At 65.3% G+C, this 18,538-nt stretch carries 16 protein-coding genes; 6 read left to right on the top strand and 10 right to left on the bottom strand.

All coding sequences use genetic code 11. The annotated features are described in order from the left end of the window. Positions 1-82 precede the first annotated feature (82 nt). The 4 genes from HD883_RS04920 to HD883_RS04905 all read right to left on the bottom strand — a co-directional run bounded on the left by HD883_RS04920 (position 83) and on the right by HD883_RS04905 (position 3,628). Entirely contained in the window at positions 83-1,084 is a 1,002-nt protein-coding gene (locus HD883_RS04920) for a methyl-accepting chemotaxis protein (protein ID WP_179587565.1), read from the bottom strand. A 149-nt stretch (positions 1,085-1,233) separates the two neighbouring features. Then, entirely contained in the window at positions 1,234-2,196 is a 963-nt protein-coding gene (locus tag HD883_RS04915; RefSeq protein WP_179587566.1) for a Bug family tripartite tricarboxylate transporter substrate binding protein, read from the bottom strand. Between the two features lie 78 nt (positions 2,197-2,274). Continuing rightward, on the bottom strand, positions 2,275-2,943 hold the full coding sequence (locus tag HD883_RS04910) for a GntR family transcriptional regulator (RefSeq protein WP_179587567.1): 669 nt from the start codon (positions 2,941-2,943) through the stop codon (positions 2,275-2,277). Between the two features lie 28 nt (positions 2,944-2,971). Next, positions 2,972-3,628, bottom strand: coding sequence for a DUF4286 family protein (locus tag HD883_RS04905; RefSeq protein ID WP_179587568.1), 657 nt, complete (start codon positions 3,626-3,628; stop codon positions 2,972-2,974). Here HD883_RS04905 and HD883_RS04900 point away from each other — a divergent pair. Genes HD883_RS04900 through HD883_RS04890 form a run of 3 tightly spaced genes read left to right on the top strand, consistent with a single transcriptional unit; the run spans position 3,612 to position 6,763 of the window. Beyond that, a complete protein-coding gene (locus HD883_RS04900; protein ID WP_257021997.1) occupies positions 3,612-4,340 on the top strand; it encodes an amino acid synthesis family protein in 729 nt (242 codons plus the stop codon). The genes HD883_RS04905 and HD883_RS04900 overlap by 17 nt on opposite strands. A gap of 18 nt (positions 4,341-4,358) precedes the next feature. Continuing rightward, positions 4,359-5,555, top strand: a complete 1,197-nt coding sequence (locus HD883_RS04895; protein WP_179587569.1) for an amidohydrolase family protein — start codon at positions 4,359-4,361, stop codon at positions 5,553-5,555. Continuing rightward, the gene (locus HD883_RS04890; protein WP_179587570.1) at positions 5,555-6,763 is read left to right on the top strand and encodes an FAD-dependent oxidoreductase; all 1,209 of its coding nucleotides are present in this window, start codon (positions 5,555-5,557) and stop codon (positions 6,761-6,763) included. Before HD883_RS04895 ends, HD883_RS04890 begins: the two co-directional genes overlap by 1 nt. A gap of 26 nt (positions 6,764-6,789) precedes the next feature. Here HD883_RS04890 and HD883_RS04885 read toward each other — a convergent pair whose 3' ends face one another. Both HD883_RS04885 and HD883_RS04880 read right to left on the bottom strand, forming a co-directional pair. Further along, a complete protein-coding gene (locus HD883_RS04885; protein WP_179587571.1) occupies positions 6,790-7,620 on the bottom strand; it encodes an aldo/keto reductase in 831 nt (276 codons plus the stop codon). A gap of 80 nt (positions 7,621-7,700) precedes the next feature. Continuing rightward, positions 7,701-9,866, bottom strand: coding sequence for an Ig-like domain-containing protein (locus tag HD883_RS04880; protein WP_257021996.1), 2,166 nt, complete (start codon positions 9,864-9,866; stop codon positions 7,701-7,703). Positions 9,867-10,179: 313 nt separating this feature from the next. Between HD883_RS04880 and HD883_RS04875 the strand changes: the two genes are divergently transcribed. Then, complete coding sequence (locus tag HD883_RS04875; protein WP_257021995.1) at positions 10,180-11,757, top strand: tannase/feruloyl esterase family alpha/beta hydrolase; 1,578 nt, start codon at positions 10,180-10,182, stop codon at positions 11,755-11,757. A gap of 61 nt (positions 11,758-11,818) precedes the next feature. Here the strand turns inward: HD883_RS04875 and HD883_RS04870 are convergent, their stop codons facing one another. From HD883_RS04870 to HD883_RS04860, 3 genes are all read right to left on the bottom strand, one after another. Further along, positions 11,819-13,978 carry a TonB-dependent receptor gene (locus HD883_RS04870; protein ID WP_257021994.1) on the bottom strand — a complete coding sequence of 720 codons (2,160 nt, stop codon included), beginning with the start codon at positions 13,976-13,978 and terminating at the stop codon, positions 11,819-11,821. Positions 13,979-14,115: 137 nt separating this feature from the next. Further along, positions 14,116-14,472: a hypothetical protein gene (locus HD883_RS04865; protein ID WP_179587574.1), complete on the bottom strand. Its 357-nt coding sequence runs from the start codon at positions 14,470-14,472 to the stop codon at positions 14,116-14,118. A 258-nt stretch (positions 14,473-14,730) separates the two neighbouring features. Beyond that, positions 14,731-15,618 carry a transcriptional regulator GcvA gene (locus tag HD883_RS04860; protein WP_179587575.1) on the bottom strand — a complete coding sequence of 296 codons (888 nt, stop codon included), beginning with the start codon at positions 15,616-15,618 and terminating at the stop codon, positions 14,731-14,733. Positions 15,619-15,720: 102 nt separating this feature from the next. On the opposite strand from HD883_RS04860, the gene HD883_RS04855 reads away from it, so the two are divergent. Both HD883_RS04855 and HD883_RS04850 read left to right on the top strand, forming a co-directional pair. Then, positions 15,721-16,302 carry a chromate transporter gene (locus HD883_RS04855; protein ID WP_179587576.1) on the top strand — a complete coding sequence of 194 codons (582 nt, stop codon included), beginning with the start codon at positions 15,721-15,723 and terminating at the stop codon, positions 16,300-16,302. Then, positions 16,299-16,829 carry a chromate transporter gene (locus tag HD883_RS04850; protein ID WP_179587577.1) on the top strand — a complete coding sequence of 177 codons (531 nt, stop codon included), beginning with the start codon at positions 16,299-16,301 and terminating at the stop codon, positions 16,827-16,829. The genes HD883_RS04855 and HD883_RS04850 overlap by 4 nt, the downstream gene beginning before the upstream one ends. Positions 16,830-16,988: 159 nt before the next feature. Here the strand turns inward: HD883_RS04850 and HD883_RS04845 are convergent, their stop codons facing one another. Beyond that, complete coding sequence (locus HD883_RS04845; RefSeq protein WP_179587578.1) at positions 16,989-18,293, bottom strand: PQQ-dependent sugar dehydrogenase; 1,305 nt, start codon at positions 18,291-18,293, stop codon at positions 16,989-16,991. Positions 18,294-18,538 lie beyond the last annotated feature (245 nt).

Below are 18,538 nucleotides of genomic sequence, written 5' to 3'. Positions count from 1 at the left end.
GGCGTCGCGCCCGCGGTGCAATGACCGACATTATCCCCCGACGGCGGCAGCGGATTGCCTTCGAGGCAGGATCCTGCCGCCTTCAGGCCTGGCTGACCATGTCCGTTGCGCGCTGCGTGGCGTCGCTGGTGCGGGTGGCCAGCTTGCGGACTTCGTCTGCCACCACGGCAAAGCCGCGGCCTGCTTCACCCGCGCGGGCCGCTTCGATCGCGGCGTTCAGGGCCAGCAGGTTGGTCTGCTGCGCAATGCCCTTGATGGTGCCCACGATTTCGGTCACCGACGCCAACGTTTCAGCCAGTTGATCCTGCTGGCGTTGCTGCGATTCGCGCAGGGCCGCTTCGTCGTACGACGCGTTGATGTCCACCAGCACGCCCACGACGCGGATCGGTGTGCCATCGGGTTCACGTTTGGTCTGCGCCCGCGAATTGAACCAGTGATAGCTGCCGTTCTTGAGCCGCAGGCGATAGCGGACGTCAAAGCGGGTCTTGCCCGACCGGTCGTTCAGGTGGGCAAGCAGGGTATCCAGCACGCCCTGTTTGTCATCGGGGTGAATCCGCGACGACCAGCTGTCGGTCACGTCGGGGAACTCTTCTATCGTCTCGAAGCCCAGCTGGCGGCGGAAGGCCTGCGACCACCAGAAGGGGTTGCGCGGGTTGAGCGGGTCGGTCGGCAGGACGGTCAGGTCCCACACGCCGTCATGCAGCAGGTCGCGTGCAAGTTCAAAGCGGGCGAGACGGGCGTCGCGTTCCTGTTCATGGGCATTGCGTTCGGACACTGCCGTGGACGCTTGGGCCGCCGCAGCGGCATCGGCCACGTCCTGGGTCAGCTGCGCATTGGCCCGTTCGGCATCGTGCAGTTGCTGCCGCAGCGTGTCGATTTCCGCCGCCTGGGCGTCGAGTTGCGCAAGCAAAGCGGCACGGTGTTCGTTTTGCGCGCGATGCGCATCGGCCAGCTTGGTGGCCAGGGCGCGGGACTTGGCCGACGTGCCAAATTGCCATTCCGGCGTATGGCCGGCCAGCCAGGCGTCACCCGCGGCGTCAAGGCCGCGGCGCAGGGCTTTGGAAGAAAACAGTTTCTGTAGCATCGCTGATGGTCGTCCCTGTTGGCGAGTGGACCCCCACCCGCACCCATCCAGGGTTATCGGCCGATCGCGGCGGGAGTTGAGCGCAGGATGCAAAAGTGGGCACTACGGATGCCGGATCCGGTGCCCACTTCGCTTGACATCCCGTCAGATCACTGCAACACCGCGCCCGAATCCTTCACGGCTGCGGCCCATTGCTTGTTGTCGGCCACGATCTTCTGGCTGAACTCGGCCGGTGTGTTGCCCAGCGGCTCGACACCGATCGCGGCCAGTTTGCCGACAAACGCCTTGTCCTTGACGGCCAGAGCAATCGAATCGGCCAGTTGTTTGACGATCTCGGGTGGCGTCGCCGCCGGTGCGGCCACGCCATTCCACGTCTGCGTCGAAAAGCCCGGATATCCCTGTTCGGCCACGGTCGGCACATTGGGAAATTCCGGCGCGCGCTTGGGACCGGACACGGCCAGCACTTTCAGCTTGCTGGAATTGGCATAGGGGATGATCTCGGCCACGTTGCCAAAGTAGAAGGGCACCTGGCCACCCAGCACATCGGCCAGCGCCGGCGCGCCGCCCTTGTAAGGCGCGTGGATCATCGACAGCCCGGCCGTCTTGGTGAACATGGCCATGGTCAGGTGGCTGACGGAGCCGGTGCCGGCCGACGCATACGCCACGCTGCCGGGGTGGCTTTTCACATGGGCCACCACGTCCTGCAGCGATTTGGCGGGCATGTTCGCGGCCACGGCCAGGGCAAACTCGTTGGTGGCGACGATGGACACCGGCGCAAAGTCCTTGACGGGGTCATACCGCACCTTCTGCAGGTGGGGCACGATGGCCATTTGCGGCAGCGTCGCCATGAACAGGGTGTAGCCGTCCGGTTTGGCGCGGGCCACGTGTTCGGCGGCGATGGCGCCATTGGCGCCGGGGCGGTTGTCGACCACCACCGTCTGCTTGAGTTGGGTCGTCAGCCATTCGGCGGTAATGCGCGCGATGCTGTCGGTATTGCCGCCGGCCGCGAAGGGCACGACCAGCGTGACGGAACGTTCAGGCCAGGCGGCAAGAACGGGCGTGACGGTAAGCAGGGCGGCCAGGGCGGCCAGTGATCGGATGGGGGACATCATGACGAGTTCCTCGTGGGTGGGGTAATCCGGTCAAGGCGGCCTGGCCGTACGGCAACGGTCAGACAAGGGCTGTGGACGTCAGGCCGCCGCGTTCATTGCCAGGTACACATCGCGTGCTTCGGTCTGCGCCGCTTGCACGTGGGACACCGCGGCCGCGCGGGCGGCGCGGGCGTCGCCTTTCGCGATCGCGGCGTAAATCTGTTCGAGTTCGCGCACGCTGTGCTTGGCGCGTCCGGGACTGGCCATGGTCTTTCCCCGCAGGAAGTTGATGCGCGACAGCAGGCCGTGCAACACGTCGCCCATCACGGGATTGCCGCAACGCGCGATGATCACTTCATAGAAGTCGGCCGTGGCCGAAATCCGTGCGGCCCAATCCTGCTGCTCGACGGCATCCCGAAAGCGCGCCAGGGCGGCGGCCATCGTGGCGACGTCGTCGTCCGTGCGTTTGCCCGCCGTCAAGGCCGCCGCTTCGCCTTCGAGCAGCGCCCGCAGGTGATAGATGCCTTCGGCTTCGGCCCAGCTGACTTCGGCTACCGACGGGCCCTTGTTCGGCACGATGGTGATCAGCTTTTCGGCGGCCAGCACCCGCAACGCTTCGCGGATCGACGTGCGGCTGACACCCATCTGGCTGCACAGCTTGGCTTCGATCAACTTTTCGCCCGGCCGGAAGTGGCCCGACAGGATGGCTTCACGCAACAGGCGCACGGTTTCGTGCTGAACGGTGCGGGGGGAAATCTTCAAATCCATGGTGTCTCCAGATCTTTCTTGAATCAGGTCAGAGCGGCGGCAACTGCCGCTCGCCGACCTTGGCAAAGACGTCGTAGACGCCCTTGAACCAGGGTTCGGCCGATATGCGGTTGCGCCAAGGCGTGTTGCGCGCCTTTTCGCGGGCCGGCGATGCTAGCGCGGATCCGTCGTCCAGGTAGTGCAGCGCCAGGCGGTTGTAGTCACCCGGCACGCCGTCGGTGACATTGAAGCGGCGCACGCAGCGCCATTCCGGGCATTCCAGCAGCAGCGGCACGTGGTCCTGCTCGTACCAGGCGTCGAAGTCGGCCAGGCGTTCCGGCGGCACCTTGAACCACACCGGGTACAGCACCTGGGTCTCGATACCGGCAGGTGACGTGTCGCCGGCAATGCTGATTTCTTCGCACAGATACCGGGTAAAGCCCGTCACGTTCTTGAGCATCCACGCCGTTTCGGGCGACGGGTTGTTCTTGATCGCCTGATAGGCGACGGTCTTGAGCGCCTGCAGCGTGTCCATCTCGTACACCGCCAGGTAGTTCCGATCCGGACGCACATAACGCTGGCTGCTCTGGAAACCGCGCAGGCCGACGCGGATGGGAATGTGTTCCTCGTCGTACCAGGTGTTGAAGCGGTCTTCCCATTCAGGGGCCGGCGTCATTTCGGAAAAGAGGATGGTGCGTCCGCGCATGGTTTTCTTCCTGAATCATTTGACATTAGGATTGTATGACAATAGCATCGTCATCAATCCGCAACAACAATTTTTTGCCGCCATCAGGCGGCGGGCAGGTTGCGAGGTCACGCGTCTTTTTCAGGAGCACGGCATGCAATTACAGGTTCGCAGGTGGGTCATGGTCATCGAGCACAAGCTCGAAGAAGCAGGTCAGCGGGCCGACGTGCCGCTGCGCAAGGCGGCCGCGGTCGCCTTCATCAAGAATCCGTTCCTGGGCCCGTACCAGGAAGACCTGACCGAAGGGATCGAGGCCAGCGTGGCCCTGGGCGCCCAAGTCGCCCGACAATTGATGTCGGTGTGGGGCGACTACCCGGTGCAGGCGTACGGCAAGGGCGGCATTGTCGGCATCGCGGGCGAGCAGGAACATGTGAACGCGCTGCTGACCACGGCGGCCGCGACGCCGCTGCGCGACATCATCGGCGGTGGCAAGGCCTGGATTTCGTCGGTGACCAAGGTAGGCGGCCCCGGCGTGACGATCGACATTCCACTGGCATCCAAAGACGCGCTGTACGTACGCTCGCACTACAACGCCATGACGTTCACCTTGAGCGACGGCCCGATGCCCGACGAGATCGCGGTCATCTTTGCGGTGGCCAACCGCGGCCGCATCAACGCGCGCGTGGGCGGCATCACGCAAGAAGCAATGCAGGGCAAGGACGGCCTTATCTAACCCACGCAGGAGTCAGCGATGAAAGTAGCTATCGTAAATCTGGGACGCATCCTCAATGGTGAGTGGCGCGAGCCTGTCACGGCCGGGGATTCGATCCTGACCGAAGACGGCAAGATCCTGAAAGTCGGGACCCTGTCGTCGGCCGAGGTGGAAACCGCGCAGATCGTGATCGATGCCGATGGCGCCACCGCCATTCCCGGCCTGATCGACTCGCAGGTGCACAACACGTTTGGCGACTACACGCCGCGCCAGAAGACCGTGGGTTTCCTGGAAAGTTATGTGCACGGCGGCATCACCACGGCGATCAGCGCATCTGAAGTGCACGTGCCGGGCCGGCCGAAAGATCCTGCCGGCGTGAAGGCGCTGGCCGTCGCTGCGCTGCGCTGCTTCGAACACTACCGTCCCGGCGGCATGAAGGTCTTTGCAGGGTCCATCATCATCGAGCCTGGCCTGGTCGAACAGGATTTTGCCGATATCGCGGCACAGGGCGTGTGGCTGGCCAAGGCCGGTTTTGGCGCGGTCAAGTCGCCGTATGAATATGCCGAGATGGTCGGCTGGGCGCGCAAGCACGGCATGATCACGACCGTGCATACCGGTGGCGCGTCGATCCCCGGATCATCGGGCATTTGGGCGGACCACCTGATCGCCATGAAGCCCCACGTTTCGTTCCACGTGAATGGCGGGCCAGTCGCCATGCCGGACGAAGACTTTCCCAAGCTCGTGTACGAGTCGGACATCGCACTGCAGGTCTGCACGGCAGGCAACCTGCGCACGACCCTGATGCTGGGCGACATGGTGCGCAGCGCCGACGTGTTCGACCGCTTCCTGATCGCCAGCGATACGCCGACCGGCAGCGGCATCATGCCCCTGGGCCTGATGTACACCATCACGCACCTGGCCAGCCTGACCGACATGCCGGTGGAATGGGCCATTGCCGCCGCCACGGGCAACAACGCACGCACTTATGGCATCAACAGCGGCTTCCTGAAGCCCGGCAAGGATGCCGACATCGTGCTGCTGGATGCGTGCGTGGGCGGCACCAAGACCGATCCGCTGGACGCCTTGCGCAATGGCGACATTGCCGCCGTGGCCGCGGTGGTGACCGACGGCGTGCCGCGCTTTGTGGGCAAGAGCCGCAATACGCCGGCCGGCAACCGCAAGGTGCGGGTCGCGCGCTGCGACATTCCGCAGGACTTTTCCGGAGTGGCCCACTGATGACCCAGCAACATATCGTTGTCGTCGGGGCCGGGCCGGTCGGGGTGATCGCGTCGTTGGCCTGCGCGCAGCGCGGCTTCAAGGTCACGCTGTGCGAAGCGGAAAGCGGGGTCGACGAAAGCCCGCGCGCGGCCACCACGCACTGCTCCACGCTGGAAATGATCGCGAACGTGGGCCTGATCGACCGCTTCGTATCCGAAGGGCTGGTGGCGCGGTATTTCCAGTTCTGGGATCAGGGCAAACGCGAGCGCGTGGCGCAGTTCGATCACGACATCCTGAAAGACGAAACGGCGTATCCGTTCGTGGTGCAGACCGAGCAGCACAAGCTGGCCTACATGGGGATCGATGCCTTGCGCGCGATGCCCGATGTGTCGGTGCGCTTCGACACCCGCGTGTTGGATATCTCGCAGACGGATACGCAGGTGACCGTGAACGTGCAGGGGCCGGACGGCGTCGAGACCCTGCATGCGGACTATGTGGTCGGGGCCGACGGCGCGCGCAGCACCTTGCGCAAGGCGCTGGGCATTGAATTCGAAGGCATCACGTGGCCCGAGAAGTTCATCGTGCTGACGGTGCTGGATGACTTCGAGCAGATGATGGGTTGTTGCTATCGCAACTATCTGGCCGATCCCGATGCGTGGACCAACCTGTTCAAGATTTCAGGTGACGACGGCAAGGGCCGGTGGCGCGCGGTGTTTCCGTCGGGCGCGGATGAGACCGACGAGATGGCCTTGAGCGACGAGGCCGCGCACCGCCGGCTGCAGCATGTGTGCCCGACGGACAAGGCCTACGACCTGGTGCACCGGAACATTTACCGCGTGCATCAACGCGTCGCGGCGACGTTCCGGCAAGGACGGGTGTTTCTGGCGGGGGACTCGGCGCACGTCAACAACCCGATCGGCGGCCTGGGCCTGAACAGCGGCATTCATGACGCCATGGAACTGGCGACCATGTTTGCCGAAGTGCGTGACGGGGCGGACACGGCGGTGTTCGATCGCTACAACCGGCGGCGGCGCGATCTGAATATCGAGTTCGTGCAGCAGCAGACCGTGGCGAACAAGAAGCGGCTGGAAGAAAAGGATCCGGAAAAGCGCGCCGCCGCGCTCGACCAGATTCGTCAGACGGCGGAAGATCCGGTGCGCGCCAAGCAGTTCCTGATGCGCAGTTCCTTGATCGATAGCGTCAGAAAGGCGCAGGCGATCGTGTAATGCGCGGGCGGGAAAGTCGTTTTGCCTCAGTCTTCCACGTAGGTGTCCGGGTCGAAGCCCGTACGCACGCCTCGGTCCAGTTCCTGGATCGAGGCGATGTCTTGCTGGTCCAGTACGAAGTCGAACACCGCGAAGTTTTCGGCCATGCGGTCCGGGTGCTGTGTCTTGGGAATGGCCGCCAGGCCCAGTTGCAGATGCCAGCGCAGCACGACCTGCGCAGGCGTCTTGCCGTGTTTTTCGGCAATGAATGTCAATGCCGGATCGGCCAGGTGGCGGCCGCGTCCGATCGGGCTCCATGACTGGGTCACGATGCGGCGGCCGGCGTGGTAGTCGCGCAGATCGGGTTGCGAGAACGCGGGATTCAGTTCGATCTGGTTGACGGCCGGCGCTTCACCCGTCGCATCTATCAGTCGATCAATATGCGTGGGCTGGAAGTTCGATACGCCAATCGACCGCACCTTGCCGGCTGCACGCAGGTCGATCAGCGCACGCCAGGCATCCACATAGTTGTCGCGGGTGGGCTGCGGCCAGTGGATCAGGAACAGGTCCAGATAGTCGGTGTCCAGGCGCGCCAGCGTCGCGTCCAAGGCCTTCAAGGCTGGCCCGTAGCCATGGTCGGTGCCGCGCAACTTGCTGGTCAGGAACAGGTCGCCGCGCGGTACGCCGGACTGCTGCAGCCCGCGCCCCACGCCCGTTTCGTTGCCATAGCGCGCGGCGGTATCGATCAGGCGATAACCCGTCTGGATGGCACAGGCTACCGCCTGTTCGGCCGCCGCATCGTCCAGGGGCCACGTCCCGAACCCCAGCGCGGGCAGGGCGTGACCATCGTTCAGCAGCAGGGTGGGCGAAGCAGTCATGAAACGGCGCCTTGTACGATTATCAGATGCACCAAGGTTAGCGCATTCGCTGGCCCGTACGCCCGCTTGCGCGGGGCGCATCATTCCCCTGCGAACAGGCTCCCCGTTGCTGTCAACGGATAACCCAGCGCGGGCTTGTAGCTCAGCTTCCAGTTGCTCTTGTTCTTGACGCGCGCCGCGAAGGCCGCCAGGTCGGCGCGGTCCAGCGCGCCGGCATACAGCGCGTTGGTCTGGTTGGTGGGCGACACCGAAAAGTCGATGGCCGTGCCGGCCGCGGTCAGCTCGGCGGGGATGGTGCCCGCCGCGCCGCCCAGCGTGATCGATGCCAGGAACGGACCGACCGCAGTGATCTCGCCCGCCGTGCCATCGCCAAGCCCGGCCACGGCGCCACCGGTGTAGGCGTAGATGGTCTCTTCCTTGCCGAGCCCTGCCGGTGAACCGATCGTGAAGCCCTTGTCGGCAATGGGGCTGGCTGGCGTGTCGGTCTGGATCGTCACGATGCTGCCCGCTGGCAGATTGCGATCGGCTGTCCACACAAAGACGCCTTCGTTGGTCACGCCGGTGAATTCGCCCGTGCCGGTCTTGCGGTTGCGGTCGGTAAAGGTGATGCGCGTGCCGCCGTTCACGGCCTTGAGCAGGGCAAACGCAAAGGCATCGGGCGCTTCGGCATTCGCGCCCACGAACAGCAGGTCATTGACGGCCAAAGGTGTGGGGGTGCCTGCCGCCGTGAAGTTGAGCGCCGTCGGACCGCTCAGGCCCGCGTAGCCATTGCCCTGATGGTCCAGCACCGCGGTGGGGTCCACCGTCAGGAAGTAGCCCGCGTTGTTCTGCAGCGGTGCGGTCGGGGTCAAGGTCAGCGTATTGAAGCGCACCTGCACACGGGTGGCGGCGCTGTTCGCGTTGAAGGTGTCCACCGCGGCGCCGTTGGCGGTGCGCAGGGTGATATTGCCTGCGCCCAGGCGCACGCCTTCGTCAAATTGCAGCACGATCTGCGTATCCACATTGACGCCCACGCGGTCGTCGGCCGGGGTGCTGGTGACCAGGGCAGGGCCCTGCGCGTCGCGCAGCGGATTGCCGATCACGGTGCGGAAACCCTGGAAGCGTTGTTCCGCCGCCGGCAGGTCCTTGGCCACGCTGGTCGTGCCAGTGAACACGGTGTCGCCGTTGTCCAGCAGCAGCTGGACTGCCGTGCCGGCAACCACCGGCCCGGGCACTTCCACAATGGTCTCGAAGCTGCCGCCCGTCGCCTTGCGCAAGGTTTCCAGATCGTTGTCGAGTTCAACCGGTGCAATAGTCGGATCGCCATTCCAGGTGTACAGCGCGAAGTTGCGCGTGACCGCTGCACTGGCGCCGGCGGCCGGGCCGGCCAAGATCAGGTAGTTGCCGTCCGTGCCCTTGTCGATGGACCGGATGCCGCGTCCACCCAGGTTCAACTGGAGTGGCGTGCCAAAGACCGCCTGGGTGGTCGTGCCGGCAATCAACGCCGGCAGATTGTTGACAGGCACAATCAATGCCTTGTCGCGCAGGGCCGTGTTCGCCAGCGGCGCGCGAAAGCCCAGCCACACGGCCGTGTCGCCACGATTGCTGGTCATGCCTTCGATCGAAAAGCCATCGACGCGCTCGGGGGCAATACCCGCTGCCGCTGATGCCGTCAGACCGAACGCGTTGGCGCCCAGGCCATGCGTATTGGCTGCGTCCCAGGCCGCGAGCTGGCGTTCCAGATCGGCAAACTGACCCACGTATTGGAAGGCGGTGGCCGCGCCCACGCCAGTGGTCTTGACCGCGAAGACATGGCCACGATCGGCCATGGCGTCGCCACCGTCTTTCTTGTTGCTGTGCGAGCCGGCAAAGTACAGCGTGTCGCCGATCTTCACGCTGGCTTCCAGGTCCAGTTCCTTGGCGAACTTGGGGCCGTTCAGCGCATAGCTCCACTCCAGCACGGCTTCGCCGCCGGCACGGGGATACACGCGCAGCAGATTCGATTCGTCGTCGGCCACGATCATGAAGGCCGCCGATTGGGCAATGGCCGTCGATGCGTCGGCTGACCCGCCCGTGGTGGCAGCGCCAGGCGTGAAGGTGTCCGGGGCGACAGCAGGCGGTGGCGATACAGGGGGCGTCGTGACGGGCGGGGTCGTCACCGGTGGCGTCGTGCCGGGCGTCGTCGGCCCCGGCGTGCTGTCGTTGCCCCCGCCGCCGCAAGCAGCCAGGGCCGCGAGCAGTACGGTGGACAGAAGGGTGGTCGACAAACGAGCGCGCGGCGTCAAGGGCATGGCAGTCCGGAAAGATAAGGGCAAAAACAAGGAATCAGGAAGGGTGCGAGCGGGGCAGGCAATGCGGGCAGGGGAACGCAGGCAGGCGGTGATGCTGCGTAAAGACTGCAGCGCATTCAGGCCAGCGTCAGCCCGGCAGGCGCGCCAGCGTACGGCCAGGGCATGACACGGTCGTGACACACGCGGATGCGCCATCCTGGCGGTACCCGCGGATCCCGTCTGCCTTGTGTTGCCTGCAAGCACTTTCTTGCATGTTGCTGAACGTGTTATCCGCAAACCGCGCAACTGAATGGCGACCACGCCCACTGCCGCCGCCGATCTTTGTGTGGTCAAGCTGCTGGTCGGGCCGGGCAACCCGGGGCCTGCGGATGCGCCATCCACCTCGCCCGGCATCGGGATCGAGGTCTGGCTGCCGGCGCCCACGGCCTGGAACAACCGTCTGCATGTGTTGGGTGGCGGCGGCTGGCAAGGGGGGGGGCATACGTCGCTGACAACGCTGGCAGGCACCTCGCGCAACGGCCTGGTCACGCCGGCCGAGGTCGCCGGGGTGGAAGGCGCCGTGTCGGCCACGACCGATACGGGTCATGCCAACACCACCAACGGCGGATCCTTTGCGATGCTGCCCGACGGGTCCATCAACACGACGCTATGGAATGATTTTTCGCAGCGGTCGCTGCATGAAATGGCGGTCAAGACCAAGGCCCTGACGCTGGCCTATTACGGCCGTGCGCAGCGTTATGCCTACTTCGATGGTTTTTCGACCGGCGGCCGTCAGGGCCACAAGCTGGCGCAGGTGTATCCGGAAGACTATGACGGCATCCTGGCCGGCGCACCGGCATTCAACTGGACGCGCTTCATCACTGGCGAGCTGTATCCGCAGGTCGTGCAGCAGCGCGACCTGGCCGGCGTCAACCTGACCAGCGCGCAGCTGGGACTGGTATCCAACGCCGCGATCAATGCGTGCGACGTGGTGGGCGGGCAGCATCTGGGCTACATCCCAGACCCGACGCAATGCACGTACGATCCGACCAAGGATCTGGCGGTGCTGTGCGCCGCCAGCGGGGGCACCAACGCGACGGCAAGCTGCGTCAGCACCGTGCAGGCCACGGCCATCAACAAGATCTGGTATGGCCAGACCAATGACGGATCGGTGCCGATTCCCGCGGCGGACAATGGCTTTGCGGTGTCGCCCACCGGCAATCAGCGGTGGTACGGCCTGACTCGCGGCACCGACCTGAACGCACTCGCGGGTGCCAATCCGTTTCCGATCAGCACGGACGTGGTCGCCCTGGAATCGCAGGACGCGACCCTGGCCCAGCCCGTGTTCATCAACGCCAAGGCCAATGGCGCCAACCGCTGGCGTCAACTGACGTACGCGGATCTGGCGGCGGCGGGCGACAAGGGACTCGCCCTGCAGACGTCGTTTGCGAACATCAACACCGACAATCCGGACCTGTCGCGGCTGCGTGACCGGGGCGCAAAGATGGTGATGTACCACGGCATGGCCGACGTGCTGATTCCGCCGCAAGGCTCGATCAACTACTACAACCGCGTCGCCACGCAAATGGGCGGCATCCCGGCGATCCAGAACTTCTATCGGTTCTATCTGGTGCCAGGCATGACGCACGGGCTGGGCAATGGCACGTCGAACCCGGCCGCGGTGGTGCCGTTGCCGACCGCGGGCCAGCTCTATCGGCTGGTGACGGATTGGGTCGAGAAGGGCGCCGCGCCGGGCCGGCTGGATATCGCCAGCACGGTCACGACCACGGCGCCGGTGGCCAGCTCGCGTCCGTTGTGCGTGTATCCGCTCAAGGCAACCTACACAAGCGGATCGGTCACGGCCGCGGCGAGCTACACCTGCTCGTGATGCCGAGGATCAGGGCCTTAACGCAGGCCCTGATCCAACCGTCCTGATCCAACCACCTAGATCAAAACGTCGTCCGCAAACCGACCTTCACGCTGCGACCCCCGAGCGGCGCGATATCGCGCAACACCGACGTTGCCGTGCGCGCCGTCTCGTTGGTCAGGTTGTCGAGCCTGACATAGGCCAGCGAACTCAGCCCCGAGAACTTGAAGCGATAGCTGAACGAGGCGCCCAGCAAGGTGTAGCTGTCGGTGGCGGTATCGGCCACCGGCACATGCGTCTGGCGCGCGACGTAGGACACGTCCGCGCGGGCGCCCCAGGGTCCCGATCCATAGATCAACGACGCCCCCAGGCGCCACGGCGCCAGCCGGGGCAGGGCTTCGCCGGTGTCGCGGTTCTTGCCGCGCACCACATCCCCCCGCAACGACACATCCAGCGTATCGGCGCCGGTCAGCAGTTGCTGCGCGACGCGGGTCTTGCCTTCGGCTTCCACGCCGTACAGCACCGCAGGCACCCCGGCGTAGCGGTATTCGGGCAGGCCATCAGCCCCGACCACGGCGCCTTCCTCATTGCGCAGCACACCGGTCGTGCCCAGGGCCAGGTAGTTGGCAAAGCGGCTGTAGTAGGCCGACACGTTGGCCGTGCTCGTGCCCTGGCCAAAACGCATGCCAAGGTCCAGCGACGTGGCTTTTTCCTTCCTGGCATCGGGATCGCCGATTTCATATGACCCGGTGGCCAGGTGCGGGCCGTTGGCGAACAGCTCATAAAAGGTCGGCGCGCGTTCCGTGTAGGCCAGGTTGGACGTCAGGCTGTACGCCGGGTTGAGCTTGTAGACCAGCCCGGCCGACGCACTGCCCGTGTTGAAGCTGCGGCTGGCATCGGTGAACCGTTCGTTGTCCCCGGACTTGGCCTTGATGCGCGTGTGGTCCATGCGGCCGCCCAGGCTCAGCTTCAGATCTTCGCTGGCGGTCAGCGGCAGTTCTTCAAGAATGAACAGGCCGGCATTGTCGGTTTCGGTCGATGGCACGAAGGCTTCTTCGCCCAACGCCGAAAATTTCTTCTGACCAAATTCCGCGCCGATCACGCCCTTCATTTTGCCGATGGGCCGGTGCTGCGCTTCAAACCGCGCATCCCAGCCACGGTTCTTGAAGGTCGTGCCCGTCTCGCCGTTTTCGATTTCCTTGTGCTCATAGTCCGAAAAATTGATCTTGCTGCGCACGGTATCGAAAATGCCCCAGCCCAGATTGCGGGCTTCGCCTTCCAGGGCCAGGTTGTCCTGCTTCATGTCGATGCGGACGTCTTCCTCGGCCACCGTGCCGTAGTTGCTGCGGTAGCCCGTATAGCTGGCGCCCAGGTAGCCGTCGGCCCACGTGTAGGCGCCGCCCACCGATCCGCCTTGCTGGCGCGCGCTGCTGTTGGGCAGGCGGCCCTTGGCTTCCGTTTCTCCGTCGGGCAGCGGATTGGCATTGCGCAGGCGTTCGCTGCGGGCAAATCCCGGAATGTGCAGATTGCTGGTGTGGCGATCGAAGGCATCGGCGTGCACGGCAAATTGACCGTTGCCCGCTTCCACCATCGCGCTGCCGCCCCGTTCCGCATCGGCACCGCCAGCACGTGCATCGACCGCGCCGTGCACGCCGTTGATCGGTTCCTTGGGAATTCGATTGGTAATGACGTTGACCACGCCGCCAATGGCCGTGCCGCCATATAGCAGTGCCGCCGGTCCGCGCACGACTTCGACGCGATCGACGGCCAGCGGGTCGATGGGCAAGGCGTGGTCGTACGACAGCGCGGACGCATCGAGCGACGTGCCGCCGTTCTGCAGGATGCGGATGCGGTCGCCGTCCAGCCCACGAATGACCGGCCGGCTGGCGTTCGGGCCAAAGTAGCTGGACGACACGCCCGGCAGGTCATTCAGTGTTTCGCCCAGCGTGCTGGCGCGGCGGATGGTGAGTTCGTCGCCTTCAAGCGTCGAGACCGGGGTGACCATGTCATTCAGGTCACTGCCCAACGGGTTGCCAGTGACGACGATGCCGCGCAGGGTGACGGCGGACGACGCCGTGGTGGCCGGGGTGCCGGGGGTCGCTGCGGCGTTCGAACTCGCGGGGGCCGCGGTCTGCGCCTGGACGGCATAGGGCAGGCAGAGCAAGGCGGCGGCGAGGGGAGTCAGGCGGGCGGCACGATGGGCGACGCGGGTCGCACGGCGAGAAATCAAAGAGACGTTCATGGGATGCTTGAAGGGGTACCGGAACCGGTTTGCGTGATGCCGCAGGCCACGCGCCATGGGCACGGACAGGGACGGACGCGCAGGGTTCCCGGACAGAAATCGACGCCGGCGGCAACGCGCCACCGGCACAGCTCAGGCTAGGACGACAGACCGCCGCGCGGTGGGGCGCGGGAGTGGAAGGCGCGCAGGGGCGCCAGATCGACCGGCAAGGCAGCGAAGGACCGCGGCGCGAGCTGGGTGACGCGCAATCGCGTCAGCGAAGGGGGAAGACAGGCGCCGCCCACGAACAGCGAATCGCCGTCGAACAGGACACAGGAATGGCCAAGGTGGACGGGGGACGGCGCGTCGGTGGATGCGTCCGGGGCAGCATCGGATCCGGCCGCTGCGGCCATGGCGACAGCCGCCGCGACGCCAGGAATGGCGGCGTCGCCATGCTGGATGCGGTGGGCCAGGCCGGCGGTCTGCATGACCAGTACCAGCAGGGCAATCGCCATCCACCCGAAAGCCGGTCTGCCGGCGCGTGTCCGGCCGCCGAGCCGCCGTCGCATGTCAGGTCGAACGCAGCGGGCAAGGGCTTGCCACATCGTCTCGACTCCTTTCATGGAACAGGGGTTACAGGGCGGCGCAATGTCGCGCACGGTCGGCGGCCATTGTGCAACGGAGTTGCAATCTATACAAGCGGGCGGATGCACGAGCCGGGCGACAGGGCTTCATTACCTGCGCCCACCGCATCACCATCGCTTATCGCCATCTCATTCCCGCCGCGCCTCGTCTTCCAGCCACTTGCAGAAATCCCGTACCAGCGGCTGCGCGGCATGTTGCCGCGGCACGATCCACCAATAGCTGCGCGCGGGCACGTCGGGCTTGCGCAGCGCCACCACCAGCCGCCCGCTGTCGATCTCGTCCAGGATCAGCGGCAGGGGCCCCAACGCCACCCCCAGTCCGTCGGCAGCCGCCTGCAACGCCAGGTAGTAGTGGTCGAAAAACTGCCGTTTGCCGAACGCTTGCGGCGACAGCCCGGCCGACACCAGCCATTTCTGCCAGGCATCAGGCCGCGTGTCGGAATGCAGCAGCGTGTGGTGCCGCAGGTCCGCCGGCTCGCGGATGGGCGACTGCAGCATCAGCGCCGGGCTGCATACCGGCACTTCTGTCTCCTGCATGAATTCACGGCTTTCGCAGTTCGCCCAATGCCCGGGCCCGCGGCGCACGGCCACGTCGAACACTTCGCTGGCATCCGTCAATGCCGTGTTGGACGTGGCCAGTTTCAGTTCCACGGCGGGGTACAGGCGCTGGAAGCGGCTGAGGCGCGGCAGCAGCCATCGCATCGCAAAGGTAGCGAGCGCATTGATCCGCAAGGTGCGCACCGTGCCGGATTCCGCCAGCCGCGCGCTGGCCGCGGCCACGCTGTCGAACGCGGCCTGTACGGTGACCAGATACCGGCGCCCATCATCTGTGAGCTGAACGCGCTTGCCACGGCGATGGAATACCTGCACGCCCAACCAGTCTTCCAGCACCGCCACCTGGCGGCTGACCGCACCGTGCGTGACGTGCAACTCCTCGGCCGCGAGGGAAAAATGTTCGTGACGCGCGGCGCACTCAAACACTTTCAGCGCCTGCAAGGGGGGAAGTTTGCGTTGCATGCTTGTGAGTGTAGATCACATAAAAGCCGTATAAAAATCGATTTGGCCTCGCATCGCAAAGGTCTACCATCCACAGCCTGATGACCCTGTGATGACGTTCCGATGCTTGCGCCGACCTTGCCCGCTGCTTCTCCTTCCCCTTCTACTGAGGCGACCGTGACGCCCACGGTCATGGATCTGTTCCTTGGATTCCTTGGGCTGGGCATGATCGGATTTGGCGGGGTCTTGCCCCTGGCGCATCGCCTGGTCGTCGAAAAGAAGCACTGGCTGAACGAGGCCGAGTTCACGGACCTGCTGGGCCTCTGTCAATTCCTGCCGGGCGGAAACATCCTGAACCTGGCGGTGGCCATCGGCATGAAGTTCCACGGCCCCCGCGGCGCCATGGCGTCCCTCTTTGCGATCATTGCCGCGCCGTCTGCCGTCGTGATCGCGCTGGGTTCGATCTATACGCGGTTCAATGGCCCGCATCTGCAGCACATGTTTGCCGGCCTGGCTGCCGCCGCGGCCGGACTGCTGATCTCGACCGCGCTCAAGATCGCCGTGCCGATACGCAGAAAACCGATAGCCATCCTGATCGCCTGTCTGTTCTTCGTCGCGATCGCGGTGCTCAGACTGCCGCTGTTGCCGACCATGGCCGTGCTGATTCCGTTGAGCATGGCCGTGACCTGGCGGGCCGCGCGATGACCCCGGTGCTTGTCTCGCTGGCGATCATCTTCACCCAGCTGTCCTTGCTGGCCTTTGGCGGCGGCAACACGATCCTGCCCGAAATGCAGCGGCAGGTGGTCGAGGTCCATCAATGGATGTCGGCGCAGGAATTCAGCGCCATGTTCGCGTTGGCCCAGGCCGCGCCCGGGCCCAACATGATGGTGGTGACGCTGGTGGGCTGGCACGTTGCCGGCTGGCCCGGCGTGCTGGTGACCACGCTGGCCAAATTCGGTCCGTCGTCCATCGTGACCGGGCTGGCGCTGCATGCGTGGGAACGGTTCAAGGACAAGCCCTGGCGCGTGAAGGTGCAAGCCGGTCTCATTCCCATGACGGTCGGTTTGGTGGCGGCCAGCGCGGCACTGATCACCCTGGCGACCGCGCATGAATGGATGCTGGCGGTGATCACGGCCGTGGTCGCGATTGCAGGCTTCCGGCTGCGCATTCACCCCCTGTGGCTGCTGGCCGCCGGGGCACTGGTGGGGCTGACGGGCATTGGTCAGGGCTAGGCGGCTGGCGCTTTGCCGCCCCGAAGAGTGCCGCCCCGGGTCGCCGCGTGACATGGGCAATCTTCGCGGCCGGCCTTGCTTCGCTGACCTTGCTTCGCCGCCCTTGCTTCGCCGCCCTTGCTTCGCCGCCCTTACTTCGCCGCCCTTACTTCGCCGCCCTTACTTCGCCGCCGTCACCCGCCAGATCACATTCCCGACATCGTCCGCCACCAGCAGCGCACCCTGCCTGTCCAGCGCGACGCCCACCGGCCGGCCTTGCGCCTCTTCTTTGTCGCTCAGGAAACCCGTCAGGACATCGACCGGCGCGCCCGCCGGCTTGCCGCCCGCGAACGGCACAAAGATGACCTTGTAGCCGCTGTAGGGCTTGCGGTTCCAGGAACCGTGCTGGCCAATGAACATGCCTTCCTTGAAGGTATCGGGCAGGGACGTGCCGGTCGATGTAGCCAGGCCGAGCGATGCCGTATGGGGTCCCAGCGCGTAATCGGGCACCTTGGCCTTGGCGACCAAGTCGGGGCGGGGCGGCTGCACTCGCTCGTCCACGTTCGCACCAAAATAGCTATAAGGCCAGCCATAGAAGGCGCCATCCACCACCGACGTCAGGTAATCCGGCACCAGATCGCTGCCGATCTCGTCACGCTCGTTCACCGCGGTCCACAGCACATTGGTCCCAGGCGCCCAGGCCATGCCATTGGGATTGCGCAGGCCCGACCCGAACAGGCGTTTCTGCCCGCTGGCTACGTCGATTTCCCAGATGGCCGCGCGGCCTTCCTCGATGTCCATGCCGTTTTCCCCCACATTGCTGTTGGAGCCCACGGTGGCGTACAGCTTCTTGCCGTCTTTGGACGCGATCAGGTTCTTGGTCCAGTGGTGATTCAGGCCCCCGGGCAGATCCGTCACCTTGACGCCGGGCGCCGTGATCGACGTCGCGCCTGCCTGATACGGAAAGCGCATGACGGCATCGGCATTGGCCACATAAAAGGTGTCGCCGACCAAGGCCATGCCGAACGGCGAGAACAGCCCTTGCAGGAACACGCTGCGCTGATCTGCCACGCCGTCGCCGTTGGTATCCCGCAGCAGGGTGATGCGGTTGGCGCTCGGTGCCTTGGCGCCTGCCCGCGCCATGACCTTGCTCTGCACCCACGCGCGGATGCCCGACGGTTTCTTCTCGGGGCCGTTGGTTTCGGCCACCAGCACGTCGCCGTTCGGCAGCAGGTAGATCCAGCGGGGATGATCCAGCTTGTCGGCAAAGGCATTGACGGTCGTGCCGGCTGCCGCGTGCGGCGTGGCGCCTTCCGGCCAGCCCACCGCCTTGGCAATGTTCACGGTTGGAACCAGGGTCTTGTTCGGCGCCGGCAATTGGGGATTGGGGCCGTAGCCGTCCGACACCCTCAGGCGCGCGGTTTCGCCGCAGGCCGCCAGGCTGGCCAGCATCAAGGACGTGATGAGAATCTTGGGTGCAAACATGGAAGCTTCCTCGAAGATGGCAAGGCAGGACGCCAGGCGGCGGGGCCAGGCCAGGCCCAGGCCCGTGCAAAGACCCAAAGCCGGTCCCAGCCCCGGCCCCAGTCTAGGGACTATCGAGGTAAGCAGGTCACGCGATTGTGCAAGAGATGTTGCTCGACGCTGCACGCGCGCAGGCCGCGGTTGCTACGTTTATCCCCGGTCCACGTCAACCCCGGCAACGCCTTCACGGCGTGGACGCTGCCCGG

Origin of the sequence: Pigmentiphaga litoralis (assembly GCF_013408655.1) — a bacterium.
In the GTDB taxonomy this organism is placed as follows: Bacteria; Pseudomonadota; Gammaproteobacteria; order Burkholderiales; family Burkholderiaceae_B; genus Pigmentiphaga; species Pigmentiphaga litoralis_A.
This window is presented reverse-complemented; position numbering and strand designations above follow the sequence as displayed.